General features: G+C 69.3%; 13 protein-coding genes. 5 read left to right on the plus strand and 8 right to left on the minus strand.

The genetic code is table 11. The annotated features are described in order from the left end of the window. Positions 1-20: 20 nt before the first annotated feature. Both TY25_RS18355 and TY25_RS18360 read right to left on the minus strand, forming a co-directional pair. Positions 21-1,667, minus strand: a complete 1,647-nt coding sequence (locus tag TY25_RS18355; RefSeq protein ID WP_042257803.1) for a fatty acyl-AMP ligase — start codon at positions 1,665-1,667, stop codon at positions 21-23. Positions 1,668-1,797: 130 nt separating this feature from the next. Further along, on the minus strand, positions 1,798-2,451 hold the full coding sequence (locus TY25_RS18360; protein WP_042257805.1) for a lysophospholipid acyltransferase family protein: 654 nt from the start codon (positions 2,449-2,451) through the stop codon (positions 1,798-1,800). Positions 2,452-2,555: 104 nt separating this feature from the next. On the opposite strand from TY25_RS18360, the gene TY25_RS18365 reads away from it, so the two are divergent. Then, the gene (locus tag TY25_RS18365) at positions 2,556-3,119 is read left to right on the plus strand and encodes a TetR/AcrR family transcriptional regulator (protein WP_042257806.1); all 564 of its coding nucleotides are present in this window, start codon (positions 2,556-2,558) and stop codon (positions 3,117-3,119) included. Positions 3,120-3,153: 34 nt separating this feature from the next. On the opposite strand, the gene TY25_RS18370 is transcribed toward TY25_RS18365, so the two are convergent. After that, positions 3,154-4,338: an aminotransferase class V-fold PLP-dependent enzyme gene (locus TY25_RS18370; protein WP_042257807.1), complete on the minus strand. Its 1,185-nt coding sequence runs from the start codon at positions 4,336-4,338 to the stop codon at positions 3,154-3,156. Between the two features lie 190 nt (positions 4,339-4,528). On the opposite strand from TY25_RS18370, the gene egtA reads away from it, so the two are divergent. The 4 genes from egtA (at position 4,529) to egtD (ending at position 9,227) form a co-directional block, all read left to right on the plus strand. Next, on the plus strand, positions 4,529-5,881 hold the full coding sequence (egtA, locus tag TY25_RS18375) for an ergothioneine biosynthesis glutamate--cysteine ligase EgtA (protein ID WP_042257810.1): 1,353 nt from the start codon (positions 4,529-4,531) through the stop codon (positions 5,879-5,881). Positions 5,882-6,047: 166 nt separating this feature from the next. Beyond that, complete coding sequence (gene egtB, locus TY25_RS18380; protein ID WP_042257812.1) at positions 6,048-7,394, plus strand: ergothioneine biosynthesis protein EgtB; 1,347 nt, start codon at positions 6,048-6,050, stop codon at positions 7,392-7,394. Between the two features lie 31 nt (positions 7,395-7,425). Beyond that, entirely contained in the window at positions 7,426-8,259 is an 834-nt protein-coding gene (egtC, locus tag TY25_RS18385; protein ID WP_042257814.1) for an ergothioneine biosynthesis protein EgtC, read from the plus strand. Further along, positions 8,256-9,227: an L-histidine N(alpha)-methyltransferase gene (gene egtD, locus TY25_RS18390; RefSeq protein ID WP_042257815.1), complete on the plus strand. Its 972-nt coding sequence runs from the start codon at positions 8,256-8,258 to the stop codon at positions 9,225-9,227. Before egtC ends, egtD begins: the two co-directional genes overlap by 4 nt. Here egtD and TY25_RS18395 read toward each other — a convergent pair whose 3' ends face one another. From TY25_RS18395 to glmU, 5 genes are all read right to left on the minus strand, one after another. Then, the gene (locus TY25_RS18395; RefSeq protein ID WP_042257817.1) at positions 9,228-9,890 is read right to left on the minus strand and encodes a DUF2461 domain-containing protein; all 663 of its coding nucleotides are present in this window, start codon (positions 9,888-9,890) and stop codon (positions 9,228-9,230) included. A gap of 27 nt (positions 9,891-9,917) precedes the next feature. After that, on the minus strand, positions 9,918-10,808 hold the full coding sequence (locus TY25_RS43490; RefSeq protein ID WP_088607120.1) for a DUF4190 domain-containing protein: 891 nt from the start codon (positions 10,806-10,808) through the stop codon (positions 9,918-9,920). A 185-nt stretch (positions 10,809-10,993) separates the two neighbouring features. Then, on the minus strand, positions 10,994-11,254 hold the full coding sequence (locus TY25_RS18405) for a hypothetical protein (RefSeq protein ID WP_042257819.1): 261 nt from the start codon (positions 11,252-11,254) through the stop codon (positions 10,994-10,996). A 228-nt stretch (positions 11,255-11,482) separates the two neighbouring features. Continuing rightward, on the minus strand, positions 11,483-12,463 hold the full coding sequence (locus TY25_RS18410; protein WP_042257822.1) for a ribose-phosphate diphosphokinase: 981 nt from the start codon (positions 12,461-12,463) through the stop codon (positions 11,483-11,485). Next, a complete protein-coding gene (gene glmU, locus TY25_RS18415; RefSeq protein WP_042257824.1) occupies positions 12,460-13,950 on the minus strand; it encodes a bifunctional UDP-N-acetylglucosamine diphosphorylase/glucosamine-1-phosphate N-acetyltransferase GlmU in 1,491 nt (496 codons plus the stop codon). The genes TY25_RS18410 and glmU overlap by 4 nt, the downstream gene beginning before the upstream one ends. Positions 13,951-14,011: the final 61 nt, after the last annotated feature.

Consider the following 14,011-nt stretch of genomic DNA (forward strand, 5'->3'; position numbering starts at 1 on the left):
TCGTCGGCCGGTAGCGGGCCTCAGCGCAGATGGACCGCGGTCGCGGCGCGGCGCAGTTTGCCCGACGACGTCTTGGGCAGTGCGCCGGGGCCGAGCACGGCGACGGTGCGCGGGCGGGCGCCGACCTCGGAGAACACCGCGTGCACGATCTCGCGTTCGATCCGCTTGACCTCTTCGGCATTCTGGTAGTCGTTGCTCTCCACCACCACGGCGAAGCTCTCCCGCTTCTGCCCGGCGTCCAACCGCACCGCCACCGCGTTGCCCGGACGCACACCGGCCACCCGGGTGGCGGCGCGTTCGATATCGGTGGGGTAGATGTTGCGCCCGCCCATGATGACGACGTCCTTGATCCGGCCGCACACCACGATCAGGCCCTCGTCGGTGAAGTAACCGATGTCGCCGGTGTCCAGCCAGCCCGCGGCGTCCTGTGCGGGCCGGAAGCCATCGACCGTGACATAGCCGGAAGTGACTGCCGGGCCGCGTAATTCGATGACGCCGACGGAACGGGACGGCAGCGGCTGACGTTCGGCGTCGACCACCCGGCCCTCCAGATGATCGACCAGGTAGCCCAGCGTCGGCAGCCTGCGCACGTTGCCGTGGTGGGCGTGTTCGTCGGGCACCGGCACCGCTTTGCCGAGCGCCTCCAGCAGGTCGGCGTCGATGACGTCGACGACCTGACCCAGGCCCGGATCCGGAATCGACACGGCGAGCGTGGTTTCCGCCATGCCGTACACCGGCGTGAGCGCCATCGGGTTGAGCCCGAAGCGTTTACCGGCGGCGGCCAGCGCCTCCATCGTGTCCGGGTCGACCGGTTCCGCGCCGTTCCACATGTAGCGCACGCTGCTGAGATCGAGCCCGCCGTCGTCGGCCTGCTTGAGCCTGCGCGCGAGTAACGAGTACGCGAAATTCGGTGCGGCGGTGACCGTTCCGCGGTACTTGGTGATCAGCTCGGCCCACAGCAGCGGGCGCTTGAGGAAGTCGATCGGCGTCACGCAGACCACCTCGGCGCCGATTTGCATGGGGACGCTGAGGAATCCGACCATGCCCATGTCGTGGAACAGCGGCAGCCAGCTGATCATCACGTCGTCGTCGAGCTGGAATTTCACCCGGTCGAACATGGCGTAGGCGTTCACGAAGAAGTTGCCGTGCGTGATCCGCACCGCCTTGGGCGACCCGGTGGAACCGGAGGTCAACTGCTGCAACGCGATATCGTCCTCGGTGGTCGGCACCGGATCGGTGTCGGTGCCGTCGTGCAGCTGATCGATGCGCACCACGGTGATGCCGCGTTCGCGCAGGATCGGCTCGGCCGCCTCGAACGGCGCGCCGAGCACTACCGCGCGCGCCTCGATCATGGTCAGCACGGTTTCGGTGTCGCGGGCCCAGACGACCAGATCGGTGCGCGGGGTCGGCTGGTGCAGCATGGTGATCGACGCGCCGCGCATCCAGATCGCCTGGCAGGCAGGGGCGATGTCGACCGGCATCCCCGCGAGCACACCGACGGCGTCCCCGTGCCCGATGCCCGCCGCCGCGAGGCCGCCGGCCATCCGCCTGGCGATCCGATGGATCTCGCCCCAGCTCCGGCGCAGCGGTGCCTCCGGTTCACCGGTCACCAGCCCCCGGCTCGACGCCTGCGCCGTCGCATACATCTCGTCGGTGAACCTGCTCAACGTCTACTCCCTCGTCACCGGCTCCGGCCGCCTGCCGGCCTGCACTCCACTATCCCGCCATTCCCGCGTGGCGTTAACCCTTTTCCAGCGTGTCGGCGGTTGCTGGAGTGTCGCGGGTCGGCGTGCGGGCTCAGCGGAAGGTGGCGGCGTACCGGTCGACGTAGTGCCGGCCGGAGCGTGCGGCCATTTCCCGCATCAACTCGTCGGTCGCGGTACGCGCGGCACGGTGCTGGTCGGCGGGCAGGTAGTAGCGCGGGGCGCCGAAGCTGATCCGCACCTTGCCGAAGCGGGGGAGCCGGGCGCCACGGGGGTTGACGCGATCGGTGCCGGAGAGCACGACCGGGATCACCGGCGCGCCGGTCGCCATCGCGACCCGCAGGGTGCCGGTGCGACCGCGGTAGATGCGCCCGTCCGGGGAGCGGGTGCCCTCGGGATGAATCGCCCAGACGCCGCCGGATTCCAGGATCCTGGTCGCGGCCGCCAGCGCGTCGGCCGCGGCGCTGCCGCCGGTCCGGTTCACCGGCACCTGTCCGGAGACCGAGAAGAACCAGCGCTGGAAGCGCCCGCGCAGGCCGGTACCGGTGAAGTACTCCTGCTTGGCCAGGAACGTGGCGCGCCGCGGCAGCACGAGGGCCAGGTACAGCGAGTCGATCACCGCGAGGTGGTTGGCCGCGATGATCACCGGCCCGGTGCGCGGAACCTGGTCCAGCCCTTCGATTTCGGGTCTACCCAGCACCCGCAAGACGGGGCCGAGCAAGACGTACTTGAAGAGCCAGTACCACACGAAGACCTCCAGAAAGATTTGGTAGACATTGTCTACCGCACGATAGTAGACAGTGTCTACGCCCGGCGTGAGGAGAATTGATGCGGTTCGTAGACAATGTCTGCATGGTCGAGACTCAGCCGCTGCGTGAACGCCTGGTCGACGCGGGTGTCGACCTGCTCGAAGAGGTGGGTGCGGCGCAATTGGGACTTCGGGCGATCACGCGGGCGGCCGGTGTCTCACATGGGGCACCGCGCCGGCATTTCCCGACTCACCGCGCATTGCTGGCGGCCGTCGCGGCCCGCGGCTTCGCCGATCTCATCGACCGCTTCGCGGCCGTGGACGTGGACACCGCGCCGCCGCGCGCGCGGCTGGCCCGGATGAGCGTGGCCTACGTGGAGTTCGCGGGCGAGCGGCCGGAGATGTTCACCCTGATGTTCCGGCACGACTTGCTCGAGGGCTCCGGTGAGAACCTGCGCGGGACCACGCTGCCGCTGTACGGGCGGTTCGCGGCGCTGGTCGGTGCGGCCGGGCCCGGTGCGGCCGATCCGGCGCAGCGGGCGATCGCGCTGTGGACCAATCTGCACGGGATCGCCGCGCTGCGGGCCAATCGCAGTCTGGCGCTGGTGGGCCCGACGGTCGACGTGCGCGCACTGGTCGACCGCGCGCTGGATCTGCACCTGTCCTGAACATCGTTGCGGCGCAAGGCCGCCGAGCCGCCGACTACAGGTCGGCGACCGCGGCGACGAACCTGTCCAGCTCGGCGAAGCCGACGAAGCAGTGCGGGGACGCGCGGACAACGGAGGTCAGTCCGCGCGCGGTCATGTCCAGCAGGGTGGAACCGGCGTGGCTCACCGTCACGGTGATGTCGCGCTCGGCGAGCCGGTCGCGCACGGCGATCGGCTCGTGGCCGTCGACGGTGAACGACACCGTGCCGCTGTGCCGAATGCCGATGTCGCGCACCGTGACTCCGGGAATTTCCGGCAACGCCTTGCGCAGATACGCCGAGCGTTCGGCGACGGCTGCGTACACGTTCTCGGGACCGAGTTCGAGTAGATAGCGCACGGCGGCGCCGAGGCCGAGTCGCGCGGCGACATCGCACTCCCAGAACTCGAAACGGCTCGCGTCGGGTGCGAGCCGGTATTCGTCCGGGCCGGACCACTGCGCACTGTGCAGGTCGAGGCGCTGTGGTTCCAGGGAGGTGGCCAATTCCGGTCGGACATAAAGGAATCCGGTGCCGCGCGGGCCGCGCAGCCATTTGCGCCCGGTGGCCGAGAGCGCGTCCACGTCCCACGCGGTGACGTCGATCGGTAGCTGCCCGGTCGACTGGCAGGCGTCCAGCAGCACCAGCGCACCCACCGAGCGCGCGATCCGGGTGGCCTCGGCGACCGGGTTGACCAGGCCGCCGTTGGTGGGCACGTGCAGCAGCGAGACCAGCCGCACCCGCTCGTCCACCAGTGCGGTCAGCGCGTCGAGATCGATCTGCCCGGTGTGGTCGCTGGGGATCGTCTCGACCGTGGCCCCGCTCGCGCGGGCGCGCTGCAATGCCGCGATGGCGTTGCTCGCGTAGTCGGCCTCGGAGATCAGGATGCGATCGCCCGGGGCCAGCGGGATCGCGTAGAAGAAGTCGGCCCAGGAACGAGATGCGCTGTCGCTCAACGCGATACTGGCCGGTGCGGCATTGATGAGCGCGCCGATCGCGGTTTTCACGTCCGCGAGATCGTCGAGCCGTTCGTTCGCCGCACGGTAGCCACCGATCTCGGATTCGCGCCGGAGATGGGCGATGACGGTGTCCAGGACGACCCGCGGCGGCAGCGACGAGCCGGCACTGTCGAGGAAGACCTGCCCCGGTTCGGCGCCGGTGGCGCAACCGGGTGTATCGGCTCGGACGCGATCGTGATCCAGCATGCCTGCGACAGTAGTTGGCGTCACCGCGGGGCCTGGTGGGCGCCGTATTCAGATTTCCGTCAGATTCTTGTCGGTGCCCCTCGCTACTCTGGAGAGATCGCAACGCGCGGGGCACGACACCACAACGTCGCGATAACAGCACAACGGCGGACACGAAACCACAGCGCTCGGATCCACACTGGAGGTTGGTATGGCGGTCACGCTGGAACACTCGGAGCTGGTCAGCCGCGTAAGCCACGATCCGGAACTCGGTTCGCGAGCCGCCGCCGAGGCCTATATCGGCGGTGTCTGCTTCAAGCAGGGACCACCCGCGCTGATCGGCGCCGAACTGGAATGGCTCACCGTTCAGGGTGAGTGTTCGACGTCAGGCCCCTCGGCCGCCCCGCGTCCGCAGCTGACTGCCCTTGCGGATGCCCTCGGACCTTACGCACCACGGTCCATCGCCCCCGATTCTCCGGCGCTAGCGTTGCCAGGGGGCAGCCGGGTCACCATCGAACCCGGCGGTCAGATCGAATTGTCCAGCGCACCGTTCGCTGATGCCGCGCAGCTGTGTCTTTCGCTTCGCGACGATGCCCGCCGATTGCGGGAACTCCTCGAATCCCGGTCCATCCGGACCGTTTCCGTTGCCGCCGACGCGGACCGCAGACCCAAACGCCTACTCCAGCTGCCGCGCTATCGCGCCATGGAACAGACGTTCAGCGGGATCGGCCCCTACGGCAAACTCATGATGTGCAATACCGCGGCGACCCAGGTCGCGGTGGACGCCGGCGCCGATCGGGCGGAGATCGCCGCCCGCTGGACGGCACTGTATGCCGTCGGTCCGGCGTTGCTGGCCGCCTTCGCCTGCTCGCCCACGTTGCGCGGTGCGCCGCCGGGTGACTGGGCCTCGCAGCGCATGCGGGCCTGGCTGCGCCTGGACAACGGCAGGACCCGGCCCCCGCTGATGGATTGGGCCGATCCGATCCGCGGCTACAGCAGATGGGCGCTGGACGTGCCGCTGCTGTGCGTCCGAAGACCCGACGACGACGTGCCCGCCGCCGACGGCCACCGCACCGACACCGGCTGGTTGCCGCCGCCCGGCGCGACCTTCGCCGACTGGCTCTCCGGCGCCTTGGACGACGAGGTGGGCCGCAGGCCCGGCCGCGACGATCTCGACTATCACCTCACCACGCTCTTCCCGCCGGTCCGTGCCTCCGGGTACCTGGAGGTCCGCTACCTCGACGCGCAGCCCGGTGACGCCTGGGCCGTGCCGATCCACGTCGTCGACGCGCTGATGTCCGCCGAAACCGTGGTGGCGGCGGCGACCGCGGTCGCCGCGCCGCTGGCCGGACATTGGCTCGACGCGGCCCGATACGGCCTGGCCGATCCCGACATCCGGTCGGTGGCCGTCGAACTGCTCACTCTTGCCGCGGCCAACGCGCGCAGCACCGAGGCCGCCCGGCTGATCGAACTCGCCGCGCGACGATGTCGCAGCGGCCGCCCACCCACCGCGGCGGACGCCGCGGTCAGCACAGAGGTAGGCGGTCGAGGAGCACCCCGGTGATCCGGACGTGTCCGCGACACGGCGGCCCGGTGGGCGGCCTGCCGCCGCCCGCCCCCACGCACCCGACTCCCGACCAGAGCGGGGCCCGCGTGGCCCCGCGCATGCGCGCGCCCGGCCGCACCGCTGCCTGCGCGCAGCCGCCAGGAACCAACCCCGGAGACCTACCGTGACCGTCCATTACCTGCCCTCCGCCGACAATTCCGGCACCGAACGACTACGCGATCGAATCGCCGAGGTGCTCGCCCGGGCCCGGCGCCGCACCCTCACCCTGACCGACTGCATCGACGAAGCCGAACTGGTGGCACAGCATTCGCGATTGATGAGCCCGCTGGTGTGGGACCTCGCGCACATCGGCAACCAGGAAGAACTGTGGCTGGTCCGCGATGTCGGCGGTCGCGACGCCGTCCGCGCCGATATCGACGAGCTCTACGACGCGTTCAAACACGCGAGGGCGAATCGCCCCACGCTGCCGCTGCTGGATCCGGCGCAGGCGCGCGACTACGTCGGCACCGTGCGCGACAAGGTGTGGGATGTGCTGGACCGCAGCGACTTACGCGGTTCGCCGCTGGTGGACGGCGGCTTCGCGTTCGGCATGATCGCCCAGCACGAGCAGCAGCACGACGAGACCATGCTGGCCACCCATCAGCTGCGCACCGGCGCGCCGGTGCTGCGAGCGCGCGCGGTGCCCACTGTCGCCGCTCCCGTCGGCGGTGAGGTCGTCGTGCCCGCAGGCGAATTCACCATGGGCACCGATACCGACCCGTGGGCCCTGGACAACGAGCGCCCCGCGCACCGGATTCAGTTGCCCGGCTTCGCGATCGACGCGGCCCCGGTGACCAACGAGCAGTACCTCGCCTTCCTCGACGACGGCGGCTACGACCGTCCCGAGCTGTGGTCGGCCCGGGGCTGGGCCCATCGCCAGGACGCGGAATTGACCGCGCCGCAGTTCTGGGAGCGCGATCCGGCCGGGCACTGGTGGCGGCGCGTGTTCGGCGTGATGACGCCGTTGCGACCGCACCAGCCGGTGGTGCACGTGTGCTGGTTCGAGGCCGAGGCCTACGCGAACTGGGCGGGCAAACGCCTGCCGACCGAGGCGGAATGGGAGAAGGCCGCCCGGTACGACCCGGCCACCGGCACCGAACGCCGATTCCCCTGGGGCGATACCGAACCCGACGAGCACACCGCGAATCTCGGTCAGCGCCACCTGGAACCGGCCGACGTCGGCGCCTACCCCGCGGGCGCGACGCCCGCCGGGGTGCATCAGCTGATCGGTGACGTCTGGGAATGGACGTCCTCGGGTTTCGACCTGTATCCGGGGTTCCGCGCGTTCCCCTATCGGGAGTACTCCGAGGTCTTCTTCGGCGGTGACTACCGGGTGCTGCGCGGCGGCTCGTTCGGCACCGATCCGGTGGCCTGCCGCAGCACTTTCCGCAACTGGGACCACCCGATCCGGCGGCAGATCTTCGCCGGTTTCCGGCTGGCCCGCGATCTGCGCGCCGGGGAAGGCGCGTGAGCGCGGCACGGCCGGCGGACGGTGGTCGCTGATGTGCCGGCACCTCGGTTACCTCGGCCCGGCGGTCAGCGTCGGCGAAATGCTCACGCGCGGTAGCCATTCGCTGCGCACGCAGGCGTGGGCCCCGCGCGAGATGCGCGGTGGCGGTGCGATCAACGCCGACGGGTTCGGTGTCGCGTGGTGGCGGGCCGCCGAAAACGGGGCGCCGGCCGTCAGCCGGTACCGCAATGCCGCGCCGATCTGGACCGACCCCGCCGTGGAAGAGGTGCTGCCGCAACTGTATTCGACAGCGGTGCTCGGCTCGATCCGGTCCGCGACGGTCGGCATGCCGATCGAGCGGGCGGCTTGCGCGCCGTTCACCTGGGACCGGTGGGCGTTCAGCCACAACGGCAAAGTGCCGGACTGGCGGCGCGCGCTCACCGCGGTGTCGTCCGATCTGGACGTCGCTGCCACGCAATTCGGCGCGACCCGGCTGTTCGAGACGATCCGCTTGCTCGACGCGGAAGCGCCCACCGATGCGGCGACGCTCTGGGTGTTGTTGCAGCAGTTGCTCGCCGGGACCCAGCCCGGTGGATTCGCCGAGACGCCGGCAGCGGCGCTCGGCCTGCTGGTGACCGCGGTGCGCAAGCACGTGCCGGACGCCCGGCTCAACCTGTTGCTCTCCGACGGCGAAACCCTGTGGGCCAGCACGGTCTACCACTCCCTGTCCGCCCTGGTGACCGACACCGCGGCGGTGCTGTCCTCCGAACCGTACGACGACGACCCGCGGTGGCAGTCGATCCCCGACCACAGCCTGGTGACCGCGCGCCCGGGCCACCTGTCCATCACCCCCCTGCTCGACGGCACGAAAGGCCTTTCGCGATGACCGCACCGACGCTGGAGATCCACCTATCCGACGACGACCTCACCACCGCGTTGCGCACCGATGCCCGCCTCGGGCTCACCGCCGACCCGAAGTGGTTGCCGCCCAAGTGGTTCTACGACGCGCGCGGCAGTGAGCTGTTCGAGCAGATCACCGAACTGCCGGAGTACTACCCGACGCGGACCGAACGCGCGCTGCTGGAGCGGGTGGTCGGCGAAATCGCCAGGGTGGCCCAGGCCGAGGTGCTCGTCGAACTGGGCGCGGGCTCGGCCGCCAAGACCCGGCTGCTGCTCACCGCGTTGACCACCGGGAGTCCGCTGAAGACGTATGTGCCACAGGATGTCTCGGCTGCGGCGCTGCGCGGGGCGGCGGACGAGATCGCGGCGGATTTCCCCGGCCTCGCCGTGCACGGTGTGGTCAGCGATTTCACCGATACGCTGCACAACCTGCCCGGCGGTGGCCGCCGGATGATCGCCTTCCTCGGCGGCACCATCGGTAACCTGGTCCCGGCCGAGCGTGCCGAATTCCTCCGCAGCATCTACGAGGTGCTCGAACCGGGGGAGCAGTTGCTGCTCGGCGCCGGACTGGTCATCGATCCGGCCGTGCTGGTCCCGGCCTACGACGACGCGGCCGGTGTCACCGCCGAATTCAATCGGAACGTGCTGCACGTCTTGAACTCCCGGCTCGATGCCGACTTCGCACCGGAGAAGTTCGAGCACATCGCGCTGTGGGATGCCGAACACGAATGGATCGAAATGCGTTTGGCCGCTACCGAAGACATGACGGTCACGGTCCGCGACCTGGATCTCACCCTCCGCTTCGCCGCCGGCGAGCAGTTGCGCACCGAGATCTCGGCGAAGTTCCGCATCGACGGGCTCACCGCGGAACTGGGCAGCGCCGGGTTCGCCACCGAACAGGTGTGGACCGATCCGGACGATCGCTTCGCGCTGTTCCTCGCGGCCCGCGAGTGATCAGGACAGCAACGGGGACCGGGTAGTCGCGCCGGACACCACCGCGCCGAGCCAGTCGACCAGGGGCCGCATCGTCTCCCAGGCGGTGCGGATCTCCTTGGCCGCGCGCGGCTTGTCCAGCCACGGCGGCGCGCCGAACTCGCGGTGGCAGATCAGGGCTTTGTGCCGGAGCAGGCCGATGCGCGGATGGTCGGCGTCGTAGCCCTTCGGCTTGGTCTTGAGCTGCTCGCCGCCGATCGTGTAACCCGCCTTGACCAGCTTCGCCAGGATCTTCTCCAGCTCTGGTCCGCGGACCTCGTGATCGATCGTGCTGCGCAACTGGGCGACCTGCTCGGACGAGCCGCCGTAGAAGCCGCCCGCGACGTACAGTCCCGCGGCGCCGATCTGCACGTACCAGCCGGTGCTCGGCGCCACGGACACATACGCGCCCTGGTGGTTCTTGTACGGGGTCTTGTCCTTGGCGAAGCGCACGTCCCGGTAGGGCCGGAAGATCTTGGCCGCCCCGAAGGCCGGCTCCAGTTCGGTGGTCAGCGCCAGCATCGGCGCCTTCACCGACGTCTCGTACACCTCTTTGTGCGCATTCCAGAAGGCCTTGGAATTATCGGCCTCCAGGTCCTCGTAGAAATCCAGGCCCGCCAAAGGGAACCCGCCGAACCCGCTCATGACCGCGCCTCGCTCATGCAGAGCAATTTACGTGGTCAGGTCTCCGTTGAAGAGCAGGAACCCCACCAGGAAGCCGATGACCATGCCGACGCCCGCCGCGATCGCCGCCCATTTGCCCAGCGGCTCGCCCTTGGTGTGACCGATGATGCCGAGAATGATGCCCGCCGGTCCGAACAGGATGGGGCAGAACAACACCGAGATGACTGCGCAGACGAACCCGACGATGGAGAACACCTGCGACCCGGACCGCGGCGGCGGGGTGCCGTAGGGCTGGTAACCCTGCTGCGGGTAATTGCCGTAGCCGCCCGGCTGTGGCCCGCCGGGTTGCGGGTAGTTGTAGATGCCGCCCTGCGGGTACTGCGGCGGGCCGCCCGTCGCGTCCTGCGGTGGTCCGCTCCCCGGATACGCCGGATACGGCTGCTGCTGCGCGCTCCAGGGCTGCTGCTCGCTCTGCGGTGGGTTCCACGATTGCCCGCCGGACGGCGTGCCGGGTGCCGTGCCCCAGGCGGGTTGCTGCCCACCACCGGTCGGCGGTTGGTTGCCGCTCCAGGACGGTTGTGCCGAACCCCACGCGGGTTGATCCTGGGACGGGCCGCCGCCCCAGGACGGTGGATCGGCTGGTACCGATCCACCGGGTTGCCCGCCCAGAGGCCCGGCGGGCGCGTCGGTCGGTTGCCACCATGCACCGGGCGGGGATTCCGGCGGGGTGTACGGCTGTGCCGAAGGTTCCGGCGTGCCAACGTCTTTCGACAAACTCGGGGAAGACGCACCGCTCGATGATGGCGTCGGGCCGGCGTCGGTCGGCGGGACGGCACTCGCCGCGGACGGACCCGTCGCGTTCGACGCGGACGCGTCGGGCGAGGAATCGGCCGGTTCCGGGGCGGCGCCGGTCGGTTTCGGATCGTGTGGCGTGCTCATCGCGCCCTCCTCGTGACGTCCGGTCGCCGCCTTTCGCGTGCCGTCGTCAACGCGGCGGCTACGCGCGGTCAGCGGGCCGGTTGGTCCGAATACTCCGTTATGCGTACCACGACCGACCGACGGTCATCGCCGATTGCGCCGAGCGGTGCCGCGCGTCGCGGACCGCTCGGTCCCGTGCTCGCCGGTCAGAGGTCGGCGTCGTCGACGATTTCCACGGCCGCTACCTCGCCGGGCCGGTCGTCTTCAGCCGCGTCCTCGGCGCGCTGCCCGCGCGCGGTCCACTCCTGGCTCAGCTCGTCGCCGATCCCGAGCCTGCCGTCGTCGTCGTTCTCGCGGTAGCGAATCCGCAGCTCGTCCGGCGGATCCTCGATATTGCGCTCGTACTCGCGGATCTCGTCGGCCTGATCGTCATCGCCCATATCGGTATCCAGCGGTTCACGGTCCATACCAACCAGTATCCTCGCGGATCGGGTTCAGACCCTGAAGCAGGACACAAAAGGTGGCCCCGGGGACATCGACCGGGGCCACCTTTTCGACCTACTTCCGTGCTGCCTGATCTCGGGTGTACATGGGTAACTCGTCGGGCACGGGCCAACGAATCGACCACATCACCGCCGGTCGCCGATTGAAACCGAGGCAGCGCCTGGATCTGGCCTGAATACGCGGAGAGGCGGTCAAGCGTTTCCGTTGAAAAGGCCCGTTACCGAGCCGTTTTCGAAGACCTCACGGATGGTGCGGGCCAGCAGCGGGGCGATGGACAGCACGGTCAGCTGCGGGAACTTCTTCTCTTCGGTGATCGGCAGCGTGTTGGTGACCACGACTTCCTTGGCACCGCAGGCGGCGAGGCGCTCGGCGGCCGGGTTGCTCAGCACGCCGTGCGTCGCGGCGATGACGACGTCACCGGCGCCCGCATCCTTGAGCACCTTCACCGCGCCCGCGATGGTGCCACCGGTGTCGATCATGTCGTCGATCAGGATGCAGGTGCGGCCTTCGACCTCACCGACCACACGGTTCGACTTCACCTGGTTCGGCACCAGCGGGTCGCGGGTCTTGTGGATGAACGCCAGCGGCGAGCCGCCGAGCGAGTCGGCCCACTTCTCCGCGACGCGGACACGGCCGGAGTCGGGCGAGACCACGGTGATGTTGTCGAGCGAGTAGTTCGTGCGCACGTACTCGGCGAGCTGCAGCTGCGCGTGCATGTGATCGACCGGGCCGTCGAAGAAGCCCTGGATCTGGTCGGTGTGCAGGTCGACGGTGATGATCCGGTCCGCGCCCGCGGTCTTGAGCAGGTCGGCGACCAGGCGAGCCGAGATCGGTTCGCGGCCGCGGTGCTTCTTGTCCTGGCGGGCGTACGGGTAGAACGGCAGTACCGCGGTGATCCGCTTGGCCGAACCGCGCTTGAGCGCGTCGATCATGATGAGCTGTTCCATCAACCACTGGTTGAGCGGCGCGGGGAAGCTCTGCAGCACGAACGCGTCGGAGCCGCGCACCGACTCCTCGAAGCGGACGAAGATCTCACCATTGGCGAAGTCGCGGGCGGTCTGCGGGGTGACGTGGACGTCGAGTTCCTTGGCGACCTGCTCGGCCAGCTCAGGATGAGCGCGTCCCGAGAAGAGCATCAGGTTCTTCTGGTTGTCGATCCATGACGCGGTCACTGCTGTTTGCCATCCTTTTGCTCGATTGCCTGACCGGAATTCTCTGTGGCGGCGTTGGCTTCTGCCGCCGCGCGCGCCGCGGCCGTCCCGGGACGGTGCCGTTGCACCCAGCCCTCGATGTTCTTCTGCGGCCCGCCGGATATCGCGAGTGCGCCGGGCGGAACGCTTCTGCGCAGTACAGTACCCGCCGCCGTATACGCCCCGTCACCCACCGTTACCGGGGCGACGAACATCGTGTCACTTCCCGTTCGCACATGCGACCCGACGGTGGTGTGATGCTTGCTCACTCCGTCGTAGTTCACGAACACACTGGACGCGCCGATGTTGCTGTGTTCCCCGATGGTGGCGTCCCCGACGTAGGTCAGATGCGGCACCTTCGAGTGCGCGCCGATCGAGGCGTTCTTGGTCTCCACGAAGGCGCCGAGCTTGCCCGCATTGCCCACCACGGTGCCCGGGCGCAGGTAACTGAACGGGCCGATGGCCGCACCCGGGCCGATCATCGCGCCCTCCCCGTGCGTGCGCACGACCCGCGCGCCGTCGCCCACCACCACATCGGTGAGCGTGCTGTCCGGGCCGATCTCGGCGTCTTCACCGATCACGGTGTCGCCGAGCAGTTGCACGCCGGGACGCAGGATGGCGTCGCGGCCGATCCGCACGTTCGCGTCCACCCAGGTCGAGTTGGGATCGACGATGGTGACGCCGGCGCGCATGTGCCGCTCCAGGATGTAGCGGTTGAGCGTGCTCGTCGCACCTGCCAGCTGGACCCGGTCGTTGACGCCGGTCACCTTGGCGGCGTCGACCAGGCGGGCGCCGTGCACCGGATGACCGGCCTCGCGGGCCAGCCGCAGCACGTCGGTCAGGTAGAGCTCGTGCTGGGCGTTCGCGGTGGACAACCGGCTGATCATGGTGCGCAGCACTGCCGCGTCGAAGGCGTAGATGCCGGAGTTGACCTCGGTGATCGCGGCCTGCTCGGGGGTGGCGTCGGCGTGCTCGACGATCTCGACGACCTGACCGTTGCTGTCCCGGACGATGCGGCCGTAGCCGTTCGGATCGTCCGGCACGAAGGTCAGCACGGTGACCGCGGAACGCTCGGCGTAGCTGCGGTGCTCGTCGAGCAGCGCGGACAGGGTGTGCCCGTCCAGCAGCGGCACGTCGGCGGAGGTGACGAGCAGGTCGCCGGTGAAGCCGACGGGCAGCGCGGCCAGTGCGCACTGCACCGCGTGCCCGGTGCCGAGCTGCTGCTCCTGGATGGCGGGGGTGATCTCGCGACCGAGATCGTCGGCGACCGCGGCCACCGCGGCGCCCACCTGTTCACGGTCGTGGCCGACCACGGTGATCAGGTATGCGGGGTCGATCTCGTTCGCCGCATGCAGCGCGTGCGCGAGCATGCTCCGACCGGCCAGCGAATGCAGCACCTTGGGGGTCTTCGACCGCATTCGTGTCCCGGCACCGGCTGCGAGAACGACGACGGCGGTCTGCTGTGGCATGGATCTCCCTACGCTGCCTGTCATCGTGCTGGGCTCTGCTCATCGTGCTAGGGCGCTCATC

This window comes from Nocardia brasiliensis NBRC 14402 (genome assembly GCF_000308475.2).
Classification (GTDB): Bacteria; Actinomycetota; Actinomycetes; order Mycobacteriales; family Mycobacteriaceae; genus Nocardia; species Nocardia brasiliensis.